The organism is Catellatospora paridis (assembly GCF_009720365.1).
Lineage (GTDB): Bacteria > Actinomycetota > Actinomycetes > Mycobacteriales > Micromonosporaceae > Catellatospora > Catellatospora paridis.
In genome coordinates this window covers 23156-48868 of the sequence record NZ_WBZD01000020.1, presented here as the reverse complement: position 1 = coordinate 48868, position 25713 = coordinate 23156, and the positions used below count along the sequence as shown (strand labels likewise).

Below are 25713 nucleotides of genomic sequence, written 5' to 3'. Positions count from 1 at the left end.
GGAGGCACCCGCGCTTACTCGGGCCGGTGCTCGCCCTAGCGCTCGTCGCCGGTGCGGGCACCGCGATCGTCACCGCGGTGGCCGCCGACGGTTCGCCGGCGTCGGCGCAGAGCAACGGACCGACCCTCGACCTGCGGGAAGGCCAGACCCTCGAAGGCACCGTGGGCGTCAACGCGGGGCCGACCACCGAGGGTGACTCGGTCGTCTCCCTCACGGTCGACGGCGCGGCCGTCACCGCCGCGCAGACCGCCGGCACCGCACACCTGAGCTTCGACATGGGCGGCAACGGCACCGAGGCCCGCTACCACAACTATGTCGTCGTCAACGGGCACACCGCGGACGCCGACCGGGTCTTCATCCCGGACGTCGCCGGCGGCACGCGCGGCACGCTGGACTTCCCGGGCTCGTGGTTGCAGGCCGGGACCAACACGATCACCGTCAAGGCGGGCGCGAACTGGGTCGACACCACGAGCACGACCGCGGTCGGCGTGGAGCAGCTGCCGTACGGGGAGGGCCTGCGCTGCCCGAACTACGACGACTTCGCGCTGAGCAGCATCGGCCTGGGCCTGCTCGGGGTGGTGGCCGACGGCGAGCAGAACGCGTTCAGCTACAGCTTCGGTGACGGCACCTGCGGCACCTCGAAGCGCCTGCTGAGCCAGCCGCTGACGTTCGTCGTGTCCGGCGAGCCGGGCAGCACCGCGGGCCTGCGCGCCGACCTCGACACGACGAAGCTGTCGAACGGCACGCACACGGTCGCGGCGACGACGGAGTCGGGTGCGCGGAGCAGTGTCACCGTGGAGGTCAACAACGCTCCGGCGGGGGCGGCGAACGTGACGCCCGCCGACGGCGCGCTGGCCCGCGGCACGCAGCTGGTCATCGCGGCACTGCCGAACGGCAGCGGGGACACGGTCGAGTCGCTGTCCATCGACGACGTCCCGGCCGCGAACCCGGAGACCCTCGCCGGGGGCACCGCGACGCTCGGGCTGACGATCGAGGCCGGCAACTCGGCCGAGGCGAAGTACCACAACTTCGTCCTGGTCAACGGCAACCGCGTCGACCTCGGCGGCGACTACGGCGGGTACGGGGCCGAGGACGTCAGCCTGCGGTTCCCGACCCGGTTCCTGCGCTCCGGCGACAACGTCGTCCAGCTGCGCACGGGTGACTACAACGGCACCGCCAACGGCGCGACCTGCGCCAACCACGACGACTTCAAGGTGACCCGGAGCTCGGCGAAGCTGGCGCTGAGCCTGCCGGGCACGGTCACGGCCGGCACGACGTACCTGGTGACGACCACGGGGACGACGGAGACGAAGGCCGAGACGACGGCCGTCTCGCTGGCGCTGGGCGACGGCACGTGCGGGCCGAACAAGGACGCCGAGTTCCACTTCGACATCGCGGGCGCGCCGACCGCGCGCACCGTCGGCACCCTGGGCAGCGGCGGCGACGCGCACCTGCGGATGTTCATCGGCGGTAACGGCACCGACAACGGATACGACAACAAGGTTCTGATCAACGGCATCCCGCTGGACCTGGGGGTGTGGGAGAAGGAGACGGCCGATGTCGCCTTCCCGAACGAGTGGCTGGTGCCGGGCGTCAACGTGCTGGAGTTCGTCGCGGGCAGCGACCACGGCAGCGCGAAGCCGGGCGGCTGCGACAACTTCGACGACTTCACGCTGCGCGACTTCGCGCTCGCCCCGGTGGGCGCGCAGGCAGCGCAGCTGACCAGGCAGCTCGCGCAGAGCACCGTCACCATCGGTGCGGCGACCTACCCGGCGGGCTCGCCGGTGACCGTGCACATGGGTGACGGCACCTGCGGCAGCAGCTTCAACAGCGCGCTGGTCAAGGCGATGCTGTTCGAGGTCACCGCCAACGACGGCGCGGCGCTGCCGGTGCTCGGCAGGCGGGCCGACGTCGACACGACGAAGCTGGCCGACGGGCGGCACGCCATCACGGCCGTCGTCGGGGGCAAGACGTCCACCCGCCGGTTCACCGTCGACAACACCGCGCCGGAGATCGACGGCAGCGTGCCGGCCGAGGGCCAGAAGCTGGTCGCGACCGTGGCGCTCAACGTCAAGGTCAAGGACGCCTCGGGCATCGTCGGGACCCCGGTGATGACCCTGGACGGCAAGCCGGTCGCGCAGGGCGACGAGATCGGACACGGACTGCCCGCCGGGGCGCACACGATCGCCGTCACGGCGACCGACGCGCTCGGCAACACGGGCACCCGGCTGATCCGCTTCACCAGCGCGAGCATCCCGGACGTGCCGGCGGAGCTCACCGCGACGGTGGGCGACCCCAACGCGCCGTCGGCGCGGCTGTCCGCCCGGATCCCGGGCGAGCAGGGCGTGCCGCTGACGGCGACCTTCACCAAGGCCGACGTGGTCCTGCCGACCGCGGGCTACCAGGGCGAGGCGGTCACCGTGCCGACCACGCTCGACGTCGCCCACGACGGAGCGGTGAAGGTCGACTCGCTGCGGCCGCTCGACGGGCAGGCGGTCGACACGCCGTCCGGCCGGGACGTGGTGTTCCAGCGCTACGACCTGACCGTGGCGAACAACGCGGCGTCTCCGACGCTGCGCTGGGAGGGCACGATCGACCCGAAGCGGGTCGTCGCGCTGCGGGTGTGGGACCCGGCCGCCGCCAGGTGGACGGTGCTCACCAGCTCCCGCGGGCAGGCCGCCCGCAGCACGGTGCTGACCGCGCCGCTGGCCGCCGGTTACCGGGACGGCACGACCGTGCACGTGCTGGTCACCGGTGAGGACCCGTTCGCCGACGACCTGTCGCCGCGCGACGCGTCCGCGGCGCTCGACAAGAACCACTTCGAGGACGCGGGCACGTACGACTTCGCGATCTCGCACTTCACCGACACGCAGTACCTGACCGAGGGCGCGGCCGGCGGCACGTACGACGACTGGGACGGCAAGGCCGAGCCGTCGGACGTGGAGACGGCGGAGGAGCAGGCCATCTGGCAGGCGGCCTACCGCGCGGAGACGCAGTGGATCGCCGACAATGCGAAGAGCCGCAAGATCGCGTACTCGGCGCACACCGGCGACGTCATCGAGAACGACTACTACGACCCGCTGGCCAAGAACGCCGACGGCACGCTGCTCCGGCCGGGCCTGCACGAGCAGGTCGAGAAGGAGCTGGCGGTCTCGTCGGGCTACCAGAAGATCCTCGACGACGGCGGCGTGGTGAACCAGGTCATCGCGGGCAACCACGACAACCAGCTCGGCGCGGAGACCGGGTCGAACTCCCGGTTCAGCAAGACGTTCAGCGCCGACCGGTACTACGGGGTGGCGAAGGGCTGGCCCGCGGGCGCGTCGTACCACGCGTGGGACGAGGTGGCCAACGCCGACGGCACGGTCACGCCGGGTAGGGACAACCAGAACAACTATGTGCTGTTCAGCGCGGGCGGGCTCGACTTCGTCGCGGTCGGCCTGTCCTACGGCGTCACCCCGGCCGAGGCGCGGTGGGCTGATTCGATCTTCAAGCGGTTCAAGGACCGCAACGGGATCCTGCTGTCCCACGACTACCTCAAGCCGTCGGCCAACGCGGACGGCCGCGGGGCGGCGTTCTCCGACCCGGACGGCTCCGCCCTCTACAAGGGCGTCGTCGAGAACAACCCGAACGTGTTCCTGATCCTCGCCGGCCACGAGCACGGCGTGGGCATCAACCTGAAGTCGAAGGTCGGCGTGACGGTGTCGCACGACGTCGTCGAGCTGCTGGCGGACTACCAGTTCTACACGGTGCCCGCGAGCGACCTGTGGCCCGACAAGGTCGACGCGAGCGGGAACATCGACGTCAACGGCGACGGCACCACCGACCACAAGGCGGCCGACCGGCTGCAGTTCGGCGCGAGCTTCCTGCGGCTGATGCAGTTCGACGTCAAGAACGCCGAGATGCACATCGACACGTACTCGCCGTTCCTCGACACCTTCGGGGCGACCGAGTTCGACATCCGCGCCGACGGCAGCCAGACCAAGCCGCGCTACAACGGCGCGGAGGACAACCTGACCCTGCCCGTCGACCTGACCAGCCGCAAGACGTCGCTGTCGACCGACTCCCTGGCGGTGTACGTGCCGACCGGCGTCATCGGCTCCGACGAGGTGGCCGCGAACGGCACGGCCACGGTGACCTGGTCGGGGCTCGCGCCGGTGACGTCGTACGCCTGGATAGTCTCGGCGCGCAGCGCCGACGACGGCGTGGCCGTGGCGCAGCCGGCGGTGTTCCGCACCGGCAAGGGCAAGCCGGCGGCCACCGTGACCTCGGCCCCGGTGGACTGGGGCACGGCGGCGAAGGTGACGGTCAAGGTGGCCGCGGGCAGCCTGCCCGTGGCGGGCACCGTGGAGCTGCGTGAGGGCGACAAGGTGCGCGGCTCGGTCACGACGACCGACGGCACGGCGACGTTCACCCTGCCGGTGGGCCTGGCGGCGGGCAGCCACACGCTGACCGCGTCGTTCGTCGGCAACGCCCAGCTTGAATCGGCGCAGGGCAGCGGCACGGCGACGGTGAACCTGCCGCCCGCCTGGGTCGCGTCGAAGGCGTACAAGGAGGGTGACAAGGTCGTCTACCAGGGCAAGGTCTACAAGGCGTCCTGGTATGCGCAGAACCAGAAGCCGGGCGACGCGAACGGTCCGTGGCAGGAACTGGCCATGACCGAGGACGGCGTCACGATCTGGACGGCGTCACGGATCTTCAACGGCGGCGACGTCGTGGTCCACCAGGACAGGAAGTTCCGCGCCCGCTGGTACTCCCGCAACCAGGCCCCGGGCGACCCGAACGGACCCTGGGAGGAGCAGGCTCCGCCGCCCGCCGACGGCAGCCCCGCCGCCTGGACGCCCACGACGGTGTACAACGCCGGCGACCGGGTGTCGTACCAGGGCCACGTCTACGAGGCGAAGTGGTACACCCGCAACCAGGCTCCCGCCACGGGCTCGAACAGCCCCTGGAAGCTGATCAAGTAGCGGGTCGAACACGTCGGGCCGGGGCCGTGCCGGCCCCGGCCCGACGTGTGTCCAGGCTGCGCCGTCAGGGCCGGGCCGCGCGGCGGAACAGCGCCGTCCACAGGAAGGGCTCGCCGAACAGCGCGGACTCGGCCGGCTCGTCGTGCATCCGGCGCAGCTCGACCTCGGTCAGGTCGGCGAAGATGCCCCGCAGCGACTCCGCGGTGTAGGCCAGGCCGCCGTGCAGCCGCCCCTGGCGGTAGAGGTCGGCATCGGACTCCTCGGAGCCCATGCCGCCAGCCGCGAAGCAGCTCAGGCCGAAGTGGCCGCCCGGGGCCAGGCTCCGGTCCAGCAGCCGCAGGTAGCTGATGCGGCGGTGCGGCGGCAGGTGGTGGAAGCAGCCGGAGTCGTAGATCAGGTCGTACGGGCCGGTCAGGTCCAGCGCGAACGCGTCGCCGCACAGGAAACGGACGTCGACCGCCGCCTCGGTGGCCCGGTCCTGCGCCCAGGCGAGCGCGGCCGGGGACAGGTCCACGGCGTCGACCTCGAAGCCCAGAGCCGCGAGGTGTACGGCGTTGCGGCCGGGCCCGCAGCCCAGGTCGAGGGCGCGGCCCGGAGCGACCAGGCCGCGGTCGAGGTAGGAGGCCAGGTTCTCGTCCGGCTTCGCGACGAAGAACGGCACCTTGCGCGAGCGGTCCGCGTAGAAGCCGTCCCACCAGGAGGCGCCGTCGGCGGTCCAGCGCTCGGCGTCCGGCGCGAACAGGGTGTCCATCAGTCTCAGCACGTCGTCGACGGTGCGTATGTCGCGTTCCACAGTGGCTCCTCGGGGGTCAGGCGGGCAGGGGCGCGCGGAACACCTCGGTGTAGTGGTTGCTCACCGGGTGGTCGCTGCGCATGAGCACCAGGGCGGGCGCGGACCAGACCGGTCCGGCGTACGCGTCGAGCTGGTCCATTATCCTGCGCAGCTCGTCGGCGGCGAGCCGGTCGCCGGGCCGGGCCAGGGTCAGGTGCGGCTGGTAGGGGCGCGGGTCGAAGGGGATGCGCGCGGCGGTCAGCGCGGTGCGCAGCCGATCGGCGAGCTCGTGCAGGGCGTCGAGGTCACCGTGCAGCCCGGCCCAGATCGCGGCCGCCCGCCCGTTCTCGAAGCGGCCGCCGCCGGCCAGCCGCAGCCGCGGGGCATGCGCGGTTTCCGCCGCGGCCCCGCTCATCGCCGCGGTCGTCGCGCCGAGCTGCGCGGGGTCGAGTTCGCCCAGGAAGGCGACGGTGACGTGCCACTGCTCCGGCGGCACCGGCCGCAGGGAAAGGCCCTCAGGGTGCGGCCGGGTGAAGGCTAGCCGCGACACCAGCCCGGACAGATCGGTGATCGCCGGTGCGGGCGGGTAGACCGCGATGAAGAGGCGCTGTGTAGGTGGTGGCACGGCAGACCACGGTATCGAGCCGCCGCCGGTCCCGCCTGCCGGGTGCCGGATCCGTCGTCACCCGCTGACGATCTGCCGGGGCGGGTCCGCCCGCCCCGGCTCCGCCGCGCGACCGCGCCGGTCAGCTGAGCTCGGTGTTCGGGACCTCGCGCAGGTACGAGGCGACCTTCTTGTTGTGCGAGCGGGCCTGCGCGGCCCGCTGGGTGGCCGTGGTGCCCTCCTCGACCGACGGGTCGAGCCGCACCGAGCTGCGCACCTCGGACATGTTCCGGTAGACCTCGGGCGGCAGCGTCCGCGCCAGTTTCAGCACGTCACCGTCGCTGGTGTATTCGATGACGTGTGAGAAGATTGCGTGCTTATCCGCCGGAAAGTCGATATCGCGTAGTGCTTGCTGCATCTGCAGCCAGGCTTGGTTCTCCATCATTCGACTCTGAGCCGTCTGCGGGCACCGCACGAGCTGTTCGGCGAAAACTCCTGCCCCCGGCGGCTCACGCCGTCGGGGTGGCGACGGCAGGCACGGGCCGCCGCCGAGCCGTGCTCGCCAGCCGCAGGGTGGCCGCGACCACGGCCAGCGCCACCGTCGCCGCGCCCGAGGCCAGCAGCGTGCCGCCCGGGCCGAGCCAGGCGACCAGCGGCCCGCCGAAAGCGGCGCCGATCGGGGCCGCCGCCACGGTGATCGAGCCCCGGGCGGCCAGCACCGCGGGCAGGTCGGCCGGGCCGGCCGCGGACTGGAACAGCGTGATGTTGAAGGCGGGGAACGGTCCGTAGATCACGCCGCCGACGGCCAGTCCGACCAGGGTGATCCAGGTCGAGGTGGTGAAGCCGAACGGCAGCAGCGCGGCGCCCCAGCCCGCGATGACCACGATGGTGAACGGCCACGGCGTCACCCGCCGCAGCCCGCCCGCGAGCAGGCCGCCGAGCAGCGCGCCGACGCCGAAGACGGCCCAGTAGACGCCCAGGAAGCCCGCGGAGCGGCCGAGCGTGTCGACGATGAACAGCGGCAGCGCCACCTCGACAGGCCCGTACAGGAAGAAGAAGACCGCGGTGAGCGCGAGCAGGCCCAGCAGCTCGGGTCGCCGGGCCAGCAGGCGGAAGCCGCTGGTCGGGCGGGTCGCCTCGGGCTCGGCGGGCGCGGCCGCGGCGGGGATGCGGCGCAGCTGCGCGGCCAGCACGAGATAGGTCAGCGCGTCGACGGCCAGCGCGACACCCGGGCCGGTGGCCGCGACCAGCAGCCCGGCCAGCGGCGGCCCGACGATGATGGCGGTGGTCTGGCTGGTGCCGAGCAGCGTGTTGGCGGGCAGCCGGTGCTCGGCCGGCACCAACCGGCTGACCAGCGTGTAGGTGCCGGCCGACCCCCACGCGACGAGCAGTGACGAGACCGCCAGCAGGGCGACGTATCCGGCCGGGGAGAGCAGCCCGAGCAGGTGCAGCGCGGCGGCCGTGCCCAGGCCGCCGGCCCGCAGCAGCGCGTTGGCGGTGACCAGGGAGCGGGCGTCGACGCGGCGCAGCCACGGGGCCAGCGCGAGCGCGCCGAGCGCGGCGGGCAGCGTGTACGCGGCGACGGCCGCGCCGACGACGAGGGCCGCGTGCTCCGGGGCGGCGATGCGGATGGCCAGCAGCGAGATCGCGACCACGCTCAGGCCGTCGCCGAGGTAGGAGACGGCCTCGCCGGACAGCAGACGGCGGAACCCCGGCACCTGCAACACGTCCCGGTAGGCGGCCGGGACCAGGCGACTCGTCATGCGCATCGGCACAGCCTGCCAGTTCAACCAGGCTTGAGGTCAAGGTGCCGCGGGCCCAGGCCACGGACGACCTCGTCGCCGTCCTCGTCGACCCCTGCGGCGTCGCGGCCGGGATCGGCGCCGCGGCGCGTCCTGGCCGTGCCCGCGGCACGTCGGCAAGGTTCGGTGCCGGCCGCCCGGAACCGGCTGCGGGCGTCGTGACTCGTCCCGGATGACCCGCCGCCCCGTATCCGGGAGACTCTCATGACCGCACTGCTGAGGCATTCCGCCGCCGTCGTCCTGGCCGCCTGTGCCGTGCTCGCCACCGGCTGCACGGGGCAGGACCAGCCTTCCGCCGCGCCGAGCGCGTCGACGGCGGTCCCATCCCCCGCGCCGGGATGTTCCGCGACGAAGATCGTGAACGGGCCGTTGCCGGACTGGGCGGATGCGGGGTTCAGTGGGGACGCGGTCGCCATGCACGTGATCGGGGTGCGGGGCGACATCGCCGCGGTGCTGTTCGGGCACCCGCTGACGGTCGATCGCAAGGACGGCGCGAGCAACAAGATCCTGTGGGTGTCGCGGGAGGCGACGGAGCCGGGCACGCTGACCATCAAGGCACGGCCGGAAGGCACGGGCGAGCCGGTGCTCCGCGAGGTCAAGGGCGGGCCGGGTCCGTCCATCATCGACCTGCCGCAGGCGGGCTGCTGGCGGCTGGAACTGAGCTGGCCGGGCCACACCGACACGATGGACCTGGTCTACGCCGGCTGAGCCGACCCCGTCCGGCCATTGCGGACGGATGGCTCACGCGAACCCTACCGCCGCCCCGGAACAGCGGGCTATGGTGCACCAATGACGTACGGGAGCGCTTCCACGCCGCACCCGGGACCCGCCGGGGCGGCGTCCCCGGCCACGCTGGCCGAGGTCGCCCGCGCGGCCGGTGTCTCCATCGCGACCGCCTCGCGCGTGCTCAACAACTCCAGCCAGGTCAGCGCCGAGGCTTACCAGCGCGTCTGCGACGCGGCGAGCCGGCTCGGCTACCGGCGGCGGCGCGCGGCCTGGGGGCGCTCGTCGGCCGGTGCGCGGGCCGTCGCCGCGGTGGTGCACGCCGGGCACCGCCTCGTCTACACCGAGCCGTTCTTCGCCCGCTTCCTCGGCGCGGTGGAGACCGAACTGGCCCGCTACGACCTGCCGCTGCTGGTGACCAACGTGTCCGGCACGCTGGCCGAGACCGTCGGGCGCTACCTGCGGGCCGGCAACGTGGCCGGGGTGATCATCGTTTCGGACCACGGCCCGCTGCCGCTGTCCGGCTCGCTGGCCGCGCTCGGGCTGCCGATCACCGTGGTCGGCCGGCCGCTGCACCCGTATCAACTGCCCTATGTGGATGCCGACAACCGCGGCGGGGCACGGGCGGCGGTGGAATACCTGCTGGACAAGGGTTACCGGACGATCGGCCACATCGCCGCGCCGCCGGACACCGGCCCGGGGGCCGACCGGCTCGCCGGTTACCGCGACGCGATCCAGGCGTCGGGGCGCACCGACCTGCCGGTCGCGTACGGCGACTGGAGCCAGGCGTCCGCCGCGCACGCCATGCAGCGCCTGCTCGACCAGCGCCCGCAGCTCGACGCGGTGTTCGCCGCGTCCGACGTGATGGCCGCCGGCGCGGTGCGCTACCTGCGCCAGGCCGGCCGGCGCATCCCCGACGACGTCGCCGTCGTCGGGTTCGACGATCACGCGCTGGCGGCCCAGGTGCGTCCGGCGCTGACCACGGTGCGCCAGCCCGTCGAGCTGATGGGCGCGACGGCCGTGCAGGGCCTGCTCGCGGCCGCGGCCGGCGAGGCGCCACGCGAGTATGCCACCGTCCTGCCCACCGAACTCGTCGTCCGCGACTCGGCCTGAGCCGCCCGCGCGGCCTCGCGGAGGGTCAGTCGGGCACGGCCATGTGCAGGCGGATGGTGGCCGCGCCCGGGCGGGCGTGCACGCGTACCAGATCGCAGTGCAGGTGGGCGGCCAGCAGGGCGCCCGCGCCGCGCCGCACGGTGGGCGGGACCAGCCCGGCCAGCGGGTCGGTGAACTGGCCGGAGTCGCGCAGCTGGCAGACCACCAGGTCGCGTTCCGGCCAGACGCTGACCGCGCCGGGGCCGTCGGTGTGCGTCAGGGTGCCGCCGGCCAGCTCCGACACCACGTCGGCGAGCGTGTCGCAGCGCTCCGGCTTCAGCCCGGCGGTGGCCGCGTGGCCGGTCACGAAGGAGCGCAGCCCGGCCAGGTCGTGCACCGCGTCGTAGCGCATCGTCGCCGCGTGGGGCGGGGGAGCGGGCAGCGGCGGATGGAACGAGGCCGCGGTCTGGCGCGGATCGCCGTACGCCGGGCTCGGTCGGCGCTCGCCGCGCAGCAGCAGCTCGGGGTGGGTGCGGTGGGCGTCGGACACCATGTGCGGGTCCAGGTTGGCGGCGTCGCACGGGCACAGCAGCGTCACGTCGCGACCCGCGAAGGCGAGGTTGACCAGCGCCTCGTGCGCGACGCACGCCGGATACTCCAGCGGGCTGCGGCCCGGCCACAGCGGCTCGACGACGATCGCCGTGGGGCGGCCGGGGAACTCGTCGGCGAAGGCCAGCAGCACGCCGGGCAGGATGCGGCCGGGGTTGCGGCCGGCGACGGTCAGATCGGTGAAACGCACCCGCTCGGCGTACGAGCCGAGACAGTCCCGCAGGATCTCCAGCTTCGCGCTGGGCACGGCGACCAGCACCGGGTTTCCGGCGTCGAGGGCGGTGTGGAGGAAGGCCAGGGTGCCGCTGACGTACTCGGCGACCCCGCGGTACGGGAAGCCGACATGTGCGCGTGGTGCAGGTTCGGACATGCGTCACGCGGCCGGGAGCGGTGGTGCGGTGGCGGCGCCTTCGCGGGGCACGAGCCATGAGGGCACCTGTTGCCATGCCATAGCGGGGGCGGTACCCGATCGGACGAGCGGTTAAACACCTCTGGGGAGAAAAAGATTCGCCAAGTCCTCGAAGCGGGGTACGCCCTGTTCAACGGCGGACCGCCGGCGTCGCTCTCACGACGCCGGCGGCCGTGCCGCTGCCGGCGGGGCCCAAGTTTCCGCCCCAGCGGCACTCCCTACAGACCCGCCGGGCCGGTGCGCCCGGCCGGCGGGGTTCCCGCCGACCGGGCAGCCATGACGGCGATGCCCGGCCGGCGCGAGGACGGCCCCGATCCTGAGCACCCACGCGGATGCGGGACCGTCACTCGGTAGCGGGTCAGCTCAACGGCGGGTACGCGTTCGCCATCAGCTGCTGGAACTGAGCGGAGAACCAGTGCCCCGACACGGGGGCGTTGGGCAGCGCGCCGGACATGCTGTTGCCGTTACGGGCGTTGCCGCCGTAGGTCGGGTCGCACATCCGGTCGAAGCCCTTGCCCTCGTCGTTCGGGATCAGGCTGCTGGAGCCGTCGGACTCGCCCGGCGGCTTGATCCAGACGTACGCGTCGATGCCCGTCGCGGGCGCGGCACGCGGGCGCTCGCCGAGGCCGGCACCGGCCTGGTTGCACCAGTTGCCCTTGTGGATGCGGCGGTCGATACGCGACTGGTTCACGAACGTGTTCGGGTCGGTCGACGTGCTCGCCGCCGTGGGCCGGGTGGCCTGCGTCGGCTGGCAGGGCGTCTGCACGCAGTTGCCCCAGCCGTTGCGCGAGGTGTCGATCAGCATGCCGATGCTCGACGAGAAGCCCGACTGGACGAGCCGGGAACGGAACGCCTGCGCGAACGACAGCTCGTCGTTGTACCGGTTCCAGTCGATCCAGGTGGTCTGGCGCAGCTGCTCGGTGATCGCGCCCACGTACGGCTCGGTCAGCGCCGAGGTGTTCGCCGTGTTGGTGATGAAGCCGTGCACGTTGGCAGCGGTGCTGCCGGACGCCGTCGCGGCCGAGAACATCATGTTCGCGGTCGCCCCGAAGTTGTCGTCCCAGCCGACCCAGCCGTGGTGCGCCGCGTCGATGTAGTTGTAGACGTTCGGGACCGCGCCGAGCTTGCTCAGCGCGTAGCCGACACCCTCGACGTAACCACGGTTGGCGAGCATGGTGTCGCACATCGCGGTCGCGGTGGCGCGGCCGCCGACGTTGGTCACCAGGTTCGGCAGCGAGTCGATCTCGATGATCGCCACGATGCGCAGGTTCGCGTACGCCGGGCGGGCCAGGATCGCCGCCATCGGGTCGATGTACTCGGACTTGTAGCGGGGCAGCTCGGTCGGGCCCAGCTCGCCGTTGGACGCCAGCGCGGCACAGTCACGGCCGGGCAGGTTGTAGACGACGATCTGGATCACCATCGGCGCGGAGCCGTTGGCGGCGTCCTGGATGACCGCCTGGTCGAGGTGGTCGGCCAGGCCCATGGTGCCCGTGGTCGGGCTGCCGTTGCCGGTCAGCGCGCTGATCCGGTCGAACCAGACACCGGTGGGCTGGTTGGCGATCCGGCTGCCGCCGGGCTCGGCCAGCGCCGCCGTACGCCACTGCGGGTTCACGTAGACGCCGGCACCCGAGTACGGGTTGTCGGCCCGCGGGCCGCCGGTGCCGCCGTCGTTGTCGGCCTCGGTCGCGGTCACCGTCACCGAGGTCAGGCCGCTGGACGCGACCGTGATAGGCCGGGTGCCGGCAGTGCTGTCGGAGTCCTCGGCCGCGGCCAGGGTCACCGTCTGGGGGGTGCTCCAGTTGCTCGTGGTGAACGTCAGGCTGCCGCCCGACGAGACCGTGAGGTTGGTGTCACCGGATCCGGCCGTGTTGGTGACCGTCACGTTGCCCGAGGGCTGCGCGGCCAGGCGCACCGTGTAGGACGCCGTGCCACCTTCCGGCACACTGACGGCGGTCGACGAGACCACCAGCGACTGGGTCGTGGTGCTGTCGTTGTCGGCCTCGGTCGCGTTGACGGTGACCGAGGTCAGGCCGCTGGACGCGACCGTGATCGGTCGGGTGCCGTTGGTCGTGTCGCTGTCCTCGGCGGCGGCCAGGGTCACCGTCTGGGCGGTGCTCCAGTTGCTGGTCGTGAACGTCAGGCTGCCGCCGGACGACACGGTGATGTTGGTGTCGCCGGAGCCGGCCGTGTTCGTCACGGTCACGTTGCCGCTCGGCTGCGCGGCGAGGCGCACCGTGTAGGTCGCCGTGCCACCCTCCGGCACGGTCACGCCGGTCGACGAGACCACCAGCGACTGGGTCGTGGTGCTGTCGTTGTCGGCCTCGGTCGCGTTGACCGTCACCGAGGTCAGCCCCGACGCCGCGACCGTGAACGGCCTGGTGCCGTTGGCGGTGTCGGAGTCCTCGGCCGCGGCCAGGGTGACGTTCTGGTTGGTGTTCCAGTTGCTCGTCGTGAACGTCAGGCTGGAGCCGGACGACACGGTGAGGTTGCTGTCACCGGAACCCGCGGTCGTGGCGACCGTGACGTTGCCGGACGGCTGGGCCGACAGGCGTACCGCGTAGGTCGCGGTGCCGCCCTCGGGCACGCTCACCGACGTCGGCGACACGACCAGGCTCACCGTCGGCGTGGTCCCGCCGCACGAGGTGCCGTTGATCGCGAAGTTGGACGGGTTGGTGTTCGTGCCGCTGTACGAGGCGTTGAACCCGATGCCGGTGGACGCGCCGGTGGCCAGGCTGCCGTTGTAGGACAGGCTGGTGGCGGTGACGTTCTGGCCCGACTGCGCGTAGTTGGCCGACCAGCCCTGGATGCCGCCCTGGTTGCCGGGCCAGGTCCAGGTCAGCGACCAGCTGGTCAGCGGGTCGCCGGTGTTGGTGATGTTGAGGTTGGCGCCGAAGCCGCTGCCGTTGTCCCAGGCCTTGGTGTAGGTCACCTGGCAGGACACGGCGGCCTGCGCGGGCGTGGCCACGGCGACAAGCCCCATGGTGGCCAGCGCGCTCACGCCGAGCAGCGCCGTCAATCGGCGTCGCACGGTGGATCTGATCGGAATCCTCACTGGGTACTCCTTGAGCCAGGCCGGACCGGTCCGTCTTGCCTCAGGACCGGTGCGGGGCCTGCGCGGCGACGCGGCCACCGGGCGGGCGGCGCGTTCGAGCGCAGGAAGGAATGGACAGCCCGGACAGGCTGTTGCGGCGGTGCGCGGCACCTCCCGGAGAACCGGGGCCCTCGGTGCCGTGTCGCGCGGTCTGGCTCCCTGCGCGCGTGATGGAAGTTTCACACCGTCGCAACAGGACTGCAATGCGTGTCGATGGATCTGGCACAAAGTCGGGTCGTGCAACTAAGACGTATGATGACCTGCCATGATCCGCCCGGCGTTGTTCCGGCGGGCCCGCGCTCAGGGCAGGTCGAGGCGCGGGGCGTGCGCTTGCAGCAGGGTGTCCACGGCCTGGCGGACGCCCTCGTCGGTGGCGACCTCGCGCTGCACCCGCTCGGCCCGGTCCACGGTGAGCCCGTCCGCGACCAGGGTGTGGGTCAGCTCCTCGGGCACCCAGAGCAGGTCCGGGTCCTGCGGACCGCCGGTGCCTTGGGTGAGGTTGGTCCGGTCGTGGCCGATCGCGAACAGCGTGCCGCCGGGCGCGACCGCCCGCGACGCCAGCGCCCACACCTGCGCCATCTGGTCCGGCGGCAGCTGCAGGTAGGCGATCAGGACCAGGTCGAAGCCCTCCGCGGGAGGCCGGTACGCCAGCACGTCGCCGACCGTCCAGTCCACCGCGAGCCCGTCGCGCCGGGCCCGCTCGCGTCCCTTGTCGACCGCGACCTGCGCGTAGTCGATCGCGGTCACCTGCCAGCCCTTGCCGGCCAGCCACAGCGCGTTGCGCCCCTCGCCCGAGGCGAGGTCGAGCGCCCGGCCCGGCGGCAGCCCGTCGAGCGCGGCCGCCACGAAGTGGTTGGGTTCGGCGCTCCACACCAGGTCGGCGGCGGCGTAGCGGCGGTTCCAGTCCTCGGCGTCCATCGTCGCCGACCCTACCGCCCCGGGCCGCCCGCCCGGCGCATGATCGCCGGACTCGCCCACCGGCCGACCATGCGGAGCGTCAGTCCGACGAGGTCGCGCCGCGGCCGTCGAGGAGGGGGGTGGTGGGGTCCCAGGGGGTGCCTTCGTGGGTGTCGCGGCGGCGGCGGGCCAGACCGGACAGCGCCTCCAGGACGACCCGGTTGCCGAGCATCGCGGTGATCTCGGCGTGGTCGTACGGCGGGGAGACCTCGACCACGTCCATGCCCGCCACGGGCAGCGTGCGGCAGATGCGCGACACCGCGTCGAGCAGCTGGCGGGCGGTGAGGCCGCCGGGCTCGGGCGTGCCGGTGCCGGGCGCGTGCGCCGGGTCGCACACGTCGATGTCGACGGAGAGGAAGACCGCGTCGCAGCCGTCCAGGGCGATCGCGAACGCCTCGTCGAGCACCGCGTCCAGCCCCCGGGCGCCGATCTCGTTCATGTGGTACGACCGCATGCCCTGGTCGGCCATCCAGTCCAGGGTCGCCGGCTCGGGCCAGTAGCCGCGCAGTCCGAGCTGCAGGAAGCGGTCGCCACGCACCGCGCCGGACTCGATCAGCCGCCGCATCGGCTGGCCGTGGCCGTAGAGCGAGCCGAAGTTGATGTCGCCGGTGTCGGCGTGCGCGTCGAAGTGGATCACCGAGACCCGGCCGTATCCGTGCCGGCGGGCCACTCCAGTGACGTCCGGCCAGGTCACGGTGTGGTCGCCGCCCAGGATCAGCGGGATCACACCGTGCTCGGCGAGGAACGCCACCGCGTCCTCGATGCTCCGGCAGCTGCGTTGCACCTCGCCGCTGTAGAGCTCCAGGTCGCCCGCGTCGCGTACGGCCAGGTCGGGGCCGAGGGGGTCGACCCGCAGCGCCAGGTGCGGCCGGGAGCCGTCGTGCGGCAGGTAGTCGGTGCCGCGGATGGCGCTGGGCCCGAACCGGGTGCCGGGGCGGTGCGAGGTGCCGCCGTCGAACGGCGCGCCCAGGATCACCACGTCGGCGTCGGCATAGGTCGCCGGGTCGGCCCAGTCGCAGCGGGGCACCCCGAGGAACGTGAAGTCCGGGCCGTACTGCGCGCCGTAGCGGGTCACGCCTCCATTCTCGCCGGAGGCCGGGCCTAACGACCAATCCTCGCAAAACGTCCGCAAATTCGCTGGAGAGCCGTGATGCTGTGCTTCAGAGCTGCACGGACCGGTGGTGCGCATTCGGGATGGGGGAGCGGTGGAATGACGGCGACGGCGGCAGGCTTCGAGCCCGTTCCCTCCTGGACGCTTGTTCCCGACGTCGCCGTCGTCGCGGCCGGGGACCTCGACGTGGGCAACGCGCCGATGGGTGTGCTGGTGGCCGCCTCGGGCACGGTGCCGCCGGTGCTGGGTGTGGACCGGGGCGACCTGGCCGAGGCCGAGTTCACCGGAAAGATCGGGCAGACGCTGGCGCTGCCGCAGCCGGGCGGGCCCGCGCTGATCGCCGTCGGCGCCGGCGACCCGGCCGAACTCGATGGCGACCGGCTGCGTGACGCGGCCGCCGCGTTCGCCCGCGCCGCCGGCTCCGCCGGCCGCCTGGTGCTGGGGCTGGAGGGGGCGACAGGTGTGCCGCCGGAGATCGCGGGACAGGCCGCGGTCGAGGGGGTGCTGCTGGCCCGGTATCGCTTCGAGGTGCTGAAGAAGGAAGGCGCGCCGCCGGTCACCGCGCTGACCGTGGTGGCCGCGCCGGACGACGTGCAGGCGGTGCGGCTCGGGGTGCGCCGCGGGCTCGCGTACGCCAGGGCCGCCGCGCTGGCCCGCGATCTGGCCAACTCGCCGCCGAGCATGCTCACCGCGGAGCGGCTGGGCGGGGTGGCCGCACAGATCGGCGCGGACTGCGGGCTGTCCGTCGAGGTGTACGACCGGGACGCGCTCACCGAACTGGGCTGCGGCGGCCTGCTCGGGGTGAACGCGGGCAGCGCCGACGAGCCGCGCATGATCAAGCTGCGCTACCGCCCGGAGGGCGACCCCGACGTGCCCCGGTTGACGCTGGTGGGCAAGGGCATCATGTACGACTCCGGCGGCATCAGCCTCAAGCCCGCCGACGCGGTCCACGCGACCATGAAGAACGACATGTCCGGCGCGGGCGCGATCCTCGCCGCGATGGCGCTGCTGCGCGAGCTGGACTGCCCCGTGGCCGTCACCGGCTATCTGATGTGCACCGACAACATGCCCTCGGGCACCGCCGTCAAGCTCGGCGACGTGCTCACCATCCGCGGCGGCACCACGGTCGAGGTGGTCAACGCCGACGCCGAGGGCCGCCTGGTGATGGCCGACGCGCTGGTGCTGGCCACCGAGGAGCCGGTGGACGCGATCGTGGACATCGCCACGCTGACCGGGGCCTGCCTGCGCGCCCTCGGCGCGCAGATCGCCGGGGTGTTCGGCAACGACCAGGGCCTGGTGGACCAGGTGCGGGCCGCGGCGGCGCGGGTCGACGAGCAGGTCTGGCAGTTGCCCGTGGCGCACCGCTACCGCGGCGAAATGAACTCCGACGTCGCCGACATCAAGAACATGGGCGGCGCGAACGCCGCGGCGATCCACGCCGCGCTGTTCCTGGAGGAGTTCGTCGCGGGCACCCCGTGGGCGCACATCGACATCGCCGGCACCGCGCAGAACGACACGGCGCGCACCTGGATCCCCCAGGGCTGCACCGGATTCGGCGCGCGGCTGCTGCTCGACCTCGCGCTGGCCTTCCAGCGCCCGCAGCCGGTGCCACTGGCCGCGAAGGAGAAGGCATGAGCGAGCGAATCATGTGCGCACGGGTTCATGTCGACGACGAGCGCAGCGAGGAGGAGTCATGACCGCAGCGACCGCGTCCGCCGGGAAGCGCCCGTTCACCCAGCGCCTGCTGGACGGGGTCGAGAAGGTCGGCAACAAGGTGCCGCACCCGGTGATGATCTTCCTGATCCTGATCGGTCTGATCATCGTGCTCTCGGCGATCTTCGCCGCGATCGGCGTGCAGGTCACCTACGAGTCGGCCGCCCCCGCGCCGGTGGTGGCGGAGGAGACCTATCCCGGCGGCACCCAGCAGCCCTCGCTGGACATCCCGCCCGAGGAGTTCTACCACCCCGAGGTGAAGACCCACACCGAGACCACCGCGATCAAGAGCCTGCTCACCGCGGACGGCATCCGGTTCATCTTCACCTCGGCGGTCACCAATTTCACCAACTTCGGCGTGGTCGGCGTCATCCTCGTCGCCATGATCGGCGTGGGCCTGGCCGAGCGGGCCGGGCTCATCGGCGCACTGATCCGCAAGCTGGTCGCGGTCGCCCCGCCGTGGTCGCTGACCTTCATCATCGTGCTGGTCGGCATCCTGTCGTCGATCGCCTCCGACGCCGGATACCTGGTGCTGATCCCGCTCGGCGCGGTCGCGTTCATGAGCGTCGGCCGGCATCCGCTCGCCGGGCTCGCCGCCGCGTTCGGCGCGGTGGGCGGCACGTTCATGGTGAACGTGCTCATCACGCCGACCGACGGCATCATCACCGAGATCACCAACGAGGCGGTCGCGCTGGCCGACCCGGCCCGGAAGATCAGCCTCACCGCGAACATGTTCTTCGCCATCGGCTCGACCATCTTCCTGGCGTTCCTGATCACCTTCATCACCGAGAAGGTCATCGAGCCGCGGCTGGGCAAGTACACCGGAGCCGTGTCGCACGAGGCCACCGACGTGCCCGAAGCCGCCCCGGTCGAGGGCGACGCGCCCGCGGCCGCGCAGGCCCGCGGGCTGCGCTACGCCTTCTGGGGCCTGCTGGCCGTGCTGGCCGTGCTGCTGCTGCTGTCCGTGCCGCCCAAACCGTGGGGCATCCTGCGCAACCCGGTCACCGGCAGCCTGGTCGAGGACTCGCCGCTGATGGACAGCCTGATCTTCATCATCATGCTGGTCTTCCTGGTCTGCGGCCTGTGCTACGGCGCGGGCGCGGGCACGCTCAAGGGCAGCGCGGCGGCGATGGACGCGATCACCAAGACGTACGCCGGGCTCGGCGGCCTGATCTTCATGCTGCTGGTGATCGCCCAGTTCATCGCGTACTTCAACTACACCAACATGGCCACCGTCGCCGCGGTGAAGATGGCCGACGGGCTGGAACGCGCCAACATCGGGCCGCTGTGGCTGCTCATCGGCTTCATCCTGGTGGTGCTGCTCCTGGACATCATCATCCCGGGCGTCATCCCGAAGTGGGCCATCTTCGCGCCCATCTTCGTGCCGCTGTTCCTGCGGCTGGGCGTGGCGCCGCAGACCGTGCTGGCCGCCTACCGGGTGGCCGACTCACCGATGAACGTGGTCACCCCGCTCATGGTGTACCTGCCGTTCATCGTGCTGCTGGCGCAGAAGTACAAGAAGGAGGCCGGCGTCGGCACGGTGATCTCGCTGATGATCCCGTACATGCTGATCATCGCGGTGGCCTGGACCCTGTTCTTCGTGGTCTGGTATCTGCTGGGCATCCCGCTCGGTCCGGGCGCGCCGGTCGAGCTGGGGTAGCCGGAGCCCGCCGGTGAGCCAGGCGGCGCGGTCCGCGGCCGGTGACGCCGTTCGGGTGGTCTGTTACCAGTGCTGTTGTTCGGGTGGTTCCGCCGCTCCGGTTCGCCGCCGCTCCTCCGGCGGCTCGGCGGCGCCGACCTGCTGCTCGCACCAGGCCACGGCGCGCTCGCGGCTGCCGAACACGTGGTCGGGATCGTCGAGCACGGACGCCCCGGCCTCGCCCACGGCCGCGATGGTGAGCCCGCGGCGGCGCAGCGCGGTCAGCTCCTCACGCGCCATCGCCGCCGACGACCGGTCGACGCGGGTCACCCGGTCGAGGTCCAGCACCACGCCACCGGCCGCGGGCAGCGGCGCGACCGCCTCCGCCAGCGTGGACAGCAGCCGCTCGGTCGTGGTGAACTCCAGCGGTCCCTGCGCGATCACCAGCGCCACGCCGTCGCCGTGCACGTCCCGGGTGACGGTCGCGGGCGCCGCGCCGGGGTGGTGCATCAGGTGCAGGGCGTAGCGTTCGGACAGCTCCCGCAGCGCCAGCACGCCGCGCACGGGATTGCCGACCGCGTCCAGCGGCGGGCTGTACGCGGCGATGCCGAACCGGGCGGGGCTGCACGCGATCAGCGCCCCGGACACGCCGCCCTTGGCCGGCAGGCCCACCCGCAGCAGCCAGTCGCCGGCCGCGTCGTACATGCCGGACGTCGCCATCACCGCCAGCACCCGCTCGGCCGTCAGCTCCGGCACCACCGGCTCGCCGGTCACCGGGTTCACCCCGCCGTTGGCCAGCGTCGCCGCCATCACCGCCAGGTCGGCCGTGGTCACCCGCACCGCGCACTGCCGGAAGTAGACCTCCACGGCCTCCTCGACGGCCACGGTCAGCGAACCCGCGCCGCGCATCAGGTACGCCAGCGCCCGGTTGCGGTCGCCGGTGCGCGACTCGGAGGCGTACACGGCCTCGTCGACGTCGAGGGGGCGGCCCGCGAACGCGGACAGGCAGGCCAGGATGCGTTCGAAGCGCGCGGCCGGGTCGGTGGCCGGGATCAGCGACGTGGTCACGATCGCGCCCGCGTTGATCATCGGGTTGGCCGGCCGGCCGGTGCCGGGCTCCAGGCTGATCGCGTTGAAGCCCTCGCCGCTGGGCTCCGCGCCGACGCGCGCCGTCACCGCGTCGAGGCCGAGTTCGGCCAGCGCGAGGGCGTACACGAAAGGTTTGGAGACCGACTGGATGGTGAGCGGGGCCAGCGCATCGCCCGCGGTGTACCGGTGACCGTCCATGCTGACCAGGGCCAGCCCGAAGGCGGCGGGATCGGCGAGTGCCAGCTGCGGGATGTAGTCGGCGACCGTGCCGTCGTCCACGACGGCCAGCCGCGCGTGCAGCTCGGCCAGCGCCCGCGAGACCGCCCCCACCGCCGCCACGGCCCACCACCCGTCATCCTCCGACGCCAGCGTATGGGAGCCGCACCCCGCCCACCGGCGATTCCGCCGCGACCCGTGCCCACGCGGCGCGGAACAGGTCGGCGACCGGGCGGCCGAGCAGGGCCGTCCCCAGCGGCGGCGCGGTGTCGGCGCGCAGTCCCAGCAGCGGGGCCTTCCACGACTCGACCGGCAGCGCGGGGGCCTTGAGGTTCAGCCAGCCGCCCGGCAGGAACACCGCACGACCGGACCGCTCGCGCCGCGCCTCGACGACCAGCCCCGCCGCGATCAGCGCCGCCCGCAGCGGCTTCAGCTGCGCCGTGGTGACGCCCAGCCAGCGGGCCGCGTTGGCGTCGGTCGGGTCGGGCAGTGCCAGCAGTTGCAGGTAGTACGCGGCTGCCTCCGGCGTCAGCCCGTGTGCCGCGACCGCCGCCGCCACCAGGTCGGGCACGGTGTGCCGCGGATCCTGCGGCCAGGCCCCCGCGGGCAGCGCGTCCGCCTCGGCGAGCGCCGCGGCCAGGGCCGGGTCGCGCAGCAGCCGCAGCGCGTCGGAGACACCGGGTTCGCCCAGGGCCAGCGCCGGGTCGTCCGGCGTCGTGATCGCGGCGGGCAGCAGGTGGTACGTGCCGTGGCCGCCTTGCTCGCCGCTGTGCCACACCCCGGGCAGCCCGTCGGGCACCAGGCCGGGCCGCTGGTACGTGGTCCCCACGGCCAGTTTCGGGTTGTCCAGCCGCTGCCGCACCAGGTCCAGCGCGCGTGGCAGCGCCGCCCGCAGCGGGTCGCCCGCGGGCAGCCGGTACGCCAGCCAGGCCAGGCCCGCCGCGGCCCCCTTCAGCCAGCCCTCGTCGAACGCGTCGCCGCCGCTCGCGTGGGTCTCCAGCGCCCATGATCCCGCCTCGGTCACCCCGTCGGTGCACAGCCAGGTGCGGGGCCCCGGCTCGGCGATGACGCGCAGCACCTCCTGCCCCGTCCCGCCGGGGACCACCCGTTTCGCCTCGATCAGCAGCTCCTCCGGCAGCGGCGTACGCCGTCCGAACAGGGCGAGCCACCGGGCCGCCAGCGCGTCCACGTCGGGCCCGTGCCGCCACAGGTCGGCGGGGTCGTCCGGCACGGCCGCGTCGAGCAGCGCGACGCGGCGCTCGTGCGGGATCAGGTGCCACTGCTGGGCGGCGAGGTCGGCCTCGGCCCCGGACAGGCCGACGGCCTTGCGCTGCGCGGTGCTGAGCGAGTGCCGGCTCCAGCCGCCGATGGGCAGCCCGGCGAGCAGCAGCACGGCCTCGGCCCGGGTCAGCCCGGTCAGCTCGGCCAGCCGCCGCGCCCCGTCGGCCCGCCACGGGACGGCGCCCTCGCGATCGAGCAGGTCGGCGGCGGCGTTCAGCCGGGCGGCGTCACCCCAGCCGCCGCGGCGGATCTCGGTGCGCACGTCGATGCCCGTGATCGGCGCGAAAACCGCGTCGGCGCAGCGGTCCACGGCGTACCGCAGGAACCTCGGGTCGGTGCCGGGCAGGCCGTGTGCGCTGCCCGACAGGAAGACGATGCGGCGACCGCCCTCGCCCACCTCGGGGACGGTGTGCTCGGCGGTGACCGCGAGTTCGGCGAAGCGGATGCGCGGGTCCGCGGCGGCGAACGGCGACGCCGCGAACGCCCGCAGCAGCCGGGCCAGCACCGACCGGGACTCAGGCGTCCCGGTGGGGGAGCCGGCGACCATCAGCACCGCGCCGAGCCCGGGCAGCAGCCACGGCCAGGCCGACTCGGCGTTCGGCGGCACCGTTCCCTCCGGTGGGTCGGCGAACGCCCGCGACACGGCGGTGACCTGGTCCATCACCGCGGTGCGGTGGTCCTTGGAGCCGTAGTAGTACCGCCCCCGCCACACCACCAGCGCGCCCAGCGCCTGGGACAGCTCGGCGTCGGACACCTCGGCGGGTTTCCGGCCGAGGTCCTGCGGCCGCTGCGCGGCGGACGTCGCATCGTCCAGGCCGGACGTTCCCGCCGGGGCCTGCTCCGCCTCGATCCCGGCGAGCAGCTCGCGTAGCCGCGCGAGCCGGGTCTCCAGCCGCAGCGCGGTGCGTACGACGGCGCGCAGGGCCCGCCGCAGCGTCGGGTCGGTGACCTCCGGCAGGTGCCGGGTGATCGCCTCGTCGACCGAGTGGTCCAGCGTGGCGTTGCCGCGCAGGTCGGCCAGCAGCGCGGCGGCCAGTGACGCGGTCACCGCGCGCAGTGCCGCCGACCCTGCCGCGTCGCGCGGCCGCAGCGCGTGCCAGTGCGGGAACGGCGGGCGGGTGTGGGTGGCGAGGCACTCCTGCAGCGGGCCGCCGCCGTCGGGCGACCAGACCATGACGGCGAGGTCATACGGGTGCGGCCGGCTGCCGGGACGGGTGGTGACCGGGCGGATCAGGTCGTCGCCGGGCAGCCGCAGTGCGCCGACCAGCACCTCGCCGGGCACGGTCGGCTGCCACCGGACCGTGCGGCCGTTGACCGACCCGCCGATCTGGGTGCCGTCAGGGAGCACGTGCACGCGCCAGCCCAGCAGGTCGTCCGTGCTGCCCAGCGGGGAACCGGCGAACGCCTCCGGGCCCGGTCGCAGCCACGACCACTCGGACAGCAGCCGCGCACCGTCCGGCACGCCGTCGGTGAAGAACGCCGGCAGGCTGTGCCGTCCGGGCCGGCCGGTGTGCGGGTCGTACTCGCGCCAGCGCCACCCGTCGGCCTGCTGCTCACAGCGCCAGTACGTGACGCCGTCGCTGCTCACCAGGCCGGGCGGCGGCGGCGTGTGCTCGGCGGGCAGCCAGGGGCGGCCACCGGCGGTGAGCCCGCCCCCGGGCAGCGGCAGGTAGGGCATGGGCGGTCCGGCGTGCCCCGTCCGCTCCGTTCGGGCCGACGGGTCGTGCGGCAGCTTGAACATCTGGTCCGGGCGGTCGGACCAGTAGGCCCAGCCGTCGCTGTAGGGCGAACTCCCGGTCACCAGCACCCGGCCGCCGAGCTCGTGACAGGCGGCCTCGGTGTGCCAGCCGTTCGCCGGCGCACGCACCACGTGCTGGGCGGACGTCCCGTCGGGGGAGACGGTCACCGCCCGGGTGACGTCGCTCGCGGCCAGCGTCGGCCAGGTCGGGGACAGGCCCAGCCGCTTCAGCTCGGCGACCGCCGTCTCGTACGCGGGCCAGCCCAGCTCGTCGACCAGCCCGGCGCGCAGCGACCCGGCCAGCACCCCGGCGGCGTCGAGCGCGGCGATCCGGCGCAGCTCGCCGGGTGCGAGCCGGACCCCGGCCGCCGACCACAGCGGATACAGCTCGCGCAGAACGGCCTCCAGCCCGGCGACGGTGATGCCGTCGGTACGCACCTGCCCGATGCCGTGCCGGAGTGCGGCCAGCAGTCCGGGCGTCGCCGTCAGCGTCGCGATCAGGCCGGCCGCGCGGGGACCTTCCGGGTCGAGCTGCGTGGCGCGGTCCAGCAGCCGCCACAGACCCCGGACGAGGTCGGGCAGCAGGTCGGGGTCGGCGGCGACCGCGCTCAGGTCCCGGCGTCCCTCGCCGGCCTGGTCGTGCCAGCGGGTCACGGGCAGCCCGTCGGACGTCGGGTCGACCGACACCGGCACGCCGTGAGCCAGGCAGGCGTCGAGGAGGTTGAGGTCGACGGGGCCGGACCCGTCGACGGGGCGCAGCCGCAGCGGCCGCCCCGCCGCCCGCAGTCGCGGCGCGAGCCGGGCGACCAGGTCGAGCAGCCGAGGGCTGATCGCACCCACGGCCCACCGGTGGTTTGCCCGGTACCAGGCGAAGCGCTCCAACCAGTCGGCGACGTCGGCGTCCGGCGCGTCCAGCACGCCCGCATCGAGGATGAGGTCGAGCCACTCCTCGGACACGTCGGTCTGCCAGCCGGGCGGCTCCGGCAGCAGCTCGCGCAGCCGCGCCGCCACCGCCGGGTCGCGCCGGGCCAGCCGCTGCAGCGGTTTGCGGTACGCCGTCCAGAAGCTCGCCTCTGCGCGCACCACCGCGGGCAGCGTCAGCAGCTCGGCGACGACCGACTCGTCCTCGGCCGCCGCGTCGAGCCCGGCGGCCTTGGCCAGTCGGCGCAGGTCGGCGGCCAGTCCCGGGCCGGGCGGCAGCCCGCCCGCGACCCGCCGCACCGCGACCGAGCGGACCAGCGGGTACGCCTGCGCGGCCGGTGCCCGGGTGAGCGCGTCGCGCGCGTAGTCGCGGAAAGACTTGGCGGTCAGCGCTCCTGCCAGGGCGAACTCCAGGTGCGCGTCGCGCAGCCGGGTCTCGTCGACGGGCAGGGCGTACGTCTGCTCGGCGCGCCGCGCGTCGCCGAAACAGATCGCGGCCCGACGCAGGTTCTCCGCCTCGATGTATGCCCGCCCGGCCTGCTCCCAGAAGCCCGGCAGAAAGTGCGGGACGGTTCTGGCGAGACGGTTCGCCACGGCGAGGTAGCCGTCGCGGGCGTTGCCGGGCTTCGACCGGGCCAGCCGGGCCAGCTTCTCCATCTCCTTGACCAGGGCCAGCGCCTCGCGGCCGTGGGCCGGATCCTGCACCAGCGCCGAGGCGGGAAAGCCCAGCGCGCGCACCCGGCCGTGCCCGACCGGCACCGCCCCGGCCGCCGTGAAGCCCAGGAACTCCATGCTCAGGTCCTCGGCCGCGCCGACCGGCTCGCTGACCAGGCGCACCACGGTGCGGCCGGGCAGTGCCGGATGGGCGTACGCCCGGCCGCTCACTACCGCCACGGCCGGATCGTCCGGTCCGGGGCCGCCGAGCACCGCGCCCGCGTCGAGCAGCCCGTCCACGGTGGACGGGTGGGCCGTCAAAGTCATC

Annotated in this window: 15 protein-coding genes; 5 read left to right on the top strand and 10 right to left on the bottom strand. The window is 73.4% G+C overall.

The features are described from left to right. Nucleotides 1–26 precede the first annotated feature (26 nt). Nucleotides 27–4964 carry a carbohydrate-binding protein gene (locus tag F9C41_RS32795; RefSeq protein WP_155390733.1) on the top strand — a complete coding sequence of 1646 codons (4938 nt, stop codon included), beginning with the start codon at nt 27–29 and terminating at the stop codon, nt 4962–4964. A 64-nt stretch (nt 4965–5028) separates the two neighbouring features. On the opposite strand, the gene F9C41_RS32790 is transcribed toward F9C41_RS32795, so the two are convergent. From F9C41_RS32790 to F9C41_RS32775, 4 genes are all read right to left on the bottom strand, one after another. After that, nucleotides 5029–5757, bottom strand: coding sequence for a class I SAM-dependent methyltransferase (locus tag F9C41_RS32790; RefSeq protein WP_155390732.1), 729 nt, complete (start codon nt 5755–5757; stop codon nt 5029–5031). 16 nt (nt 5758–5773) lie between these two features. Next, entirely contained in the window at nt 5774–6361 is a 588-nt protein-coding gene (gene thpR / locus F9C41_RS32785) for an RNA 2',3'-cyclic phosphodiesterase (RefSeq protein ID WP_196280057.1), read from the bottom strand. Between the two features lie 121 nt (nt 6362–6482). After that, nucleotides 6483–6782 carry a DUF2795 domain-containing protein gene (locus tag F9C41_RS32780; protein ID WP_186315984.1) on the bottom strand — a complete coding sequence of 100 codons (300 nt, stop codon included), beginning with the start codon at nt 6780–6782 and terminating at the stop codon, nt 6483–6485. Nucleotides 6783–6849: 67 nt separating this feature from the next. After that, nucleotides 6850–8109, bottom strand: a complete 1260-nt coding sequence (locus F9C41_RS32775) for an MFS transporter (RefSeq protein ID WP_155390729.1) — start codon at nt 8107–8109, stop codon at nt 6850–6852. 237 nt (nt 8110–8346) lie between these two features. Here F9C41_RS32775 and F9C41_RS41615 point away from each other — a divergent pair, with 237 nt between their 5' ends. Further along, nucleotides 8347–8850, top strand: a complete 504-nt coding sequence (locus tag F9C41_RS41615) for a hypothetical protein (protein WP_230690195.1) — start codon at nt 8347–8349, stop codon at nt 8848–8850. 81 nt (nt 8851–8931) lie between these two features. Continuing rightward, complete coding sequence (locus F9C41_RS32765; protein WP_155390728.1) at nt 8932–9978, top strand: LacI family DNA-binding transcriptional regulator; 1047 nt, start codon at nt 8932–8934, stop codon at nt 9976–9978. A 25-nt stretch (nt 9979–10003) separates the two neighbouring features. Here the strand turns inward: F9C41_RS32765 and F9C41_RS32760 are convergent, their stop codons facing one another. The 4 genes from F9C41_RS32760 to speB all read right to left on the bottom strand — a co-directional run bounded on the left by F9C41_RS32760 (nt 10004) and on the right by speB (nt 16098). Continuing rightward, complete coding sequence (locus F9C41_RS32760; protein ID WP_155390727.1) at nt 10004–10936, bottom strand: MEDS domain-containing protein; 933 nt, start codon at nt 10934–10936, stop codon at nt 10004–10006. Between the two features lie 397 nt (nt 10937–11333). Further along, nucleotides 11334–14027 (bottom strand): glycoside hydrolase family 6 protein, encoded by a 2694-nt coding sequence (locus tag F9C41_RS42240; protein WP_155390726.1) that lies wholly within the window; start codon nt 14025–14027, stop codon nt 11334–11336. A 339-nt stretch (nt 14028–14366) separates the two neighbouring features. Beyond that, nucleotides 14367–14984 (bottom strand): class I SAM-dependent methyltransferase, encoded by a 618-nt coding sequence (locus F9C41_RS32750; RefSeq protein ID WP_155390725.1) that lies wholly within the window; start codon nt 14982–14984, stop codon nt 14367–14369. Nucleotides 14985–15063: 79 nt separating this feature from the next. Further along, entirely contained in the window at nt 15064–16098 is a 1035-nt protein-coding gene (gene speB / locus F9C41_RS32745; RefSeq protein ID WP_155390724.1) for an agmatinase, read from the bottom strand. Between the two features lie 135 nt (nt 16099–16233). Between speB and F9C41_RS32740 the strand changes: the two genes are divergently transcribed. Both F9C41_RS32740 and F9C41_RS32735 read left to right on the top strand, forming a co-directional pair. Next, nucleotides 16234–17769, top strand: a complete 1536-nt coding sequence (locus F9C41_RS32740) for a leucyl aminopeptidase (protein ID WP_155390723.1) — start codon at nt 16234–16236, stop codon at nt 17767–17769. Between the two features lie 58 nt (nt 17770–17827). Then, nucleotides 17828–19507 (top strand): AbgT family transporter, encoded by a 1680-nt coding sequence (locus tag F9C41_RS32735; protein ID WP_155390722.1) that lies wholly within the window; start codon nt 17828–17830, stop codon nt 19505–19507. 63 nt (nt 19508–19570) lie between these two features. On the opposite strand, the gene glsA is transcribed toward F9C41_RS32735, so the two are convergent. Together glsA and F9C41_RS32725 are read right to left on the bottom strand one after the other, a co-directional pair. Next, nucleotides 19571–20914, bottom strand: a complete 1344-nt coding sequence (glsA, locus tag F9C41_RS32730; RefSeq protein ID WP_155390721.1) for a glutaminase A — start codon at nt 20912–20914, stop codon at nt 19571–19573. A 13-nt stretch (nt 20915–20927) separates the two neighbouring features. Beyond that, entirely contained in the window at nt 20928–25712 is a 4785-nt protein-coding gene (locus F9C41_RS32725) for a hypothetical protein (RefSeq protein ID WP_155390720.1), read from the bottom strand. Nucleotide 25713 lies beyond the last annotated feature (1 nt).

Coding starts and splice junctions, on each gene's coding strand:
- F9C41_RS32780 (WP_186315984.1), bottom strand. CDS start 6,782: ATGGAGAACCAAGCCTGGCTGCAGATGCAGCAAGCACTACGCGATATC.
- F9C41_RS32760 (WP_155390727.1), bottom strand. CDS start 10,936: ATGTCCGAACCTGCACCACGCGCACATGTCGGCTTCCCGTACCGCGGG.
- F9C41_RS32750 (WP_155390725.1), bottom strand. CDS start 14,984: ATGGACGCCGAGGACTGGAACCGCCGCTACGCCGCCGCCGACCTGGTG.
- F9C41_RS32740 (WP_155390723.1), top strand. CDS start 16,234: ATGACGGCGACGGCGGCAGGCTTCGAGCCCGTTCCCTCCTGGACGCTT.
- F9C41_RS32775 (WP_155390729.1), bottom strand. CDS start 8,109: ATGCGCATGACGAGTCGCCTGGTCCCGGCCGCCTACCGGGACGTGTTG.
- F9C41_RS32735 (WP_155390722.1), top strand. CDS start 17,828: ATGACCGCAGCGACCGCGTCCGCCGGGAAGCGCCCGTTCACCCAGCGC.
- F9C41_RS32725 (WP_155390720.1), bottom strand. CDS start 25,712: ATGACTTTGACGGCCCACCCGTCCACCGTGGACGGGCTGCTCGACGCG.
- F9C41_RS41615 (WP_230690195.1), top strand. CDS start 8,347: ATGACCGCACTGCTGAGGCATTCCGCCGCCGTCGTCCTGGCCGCCTGT.
- F9C41_RS32765 (WP_155390728.1), top strand. CDS start 8,932: ATGACGTACGGGAGCGCTTCCACGCCGCACCCGGGACCCGCCGGGGCG.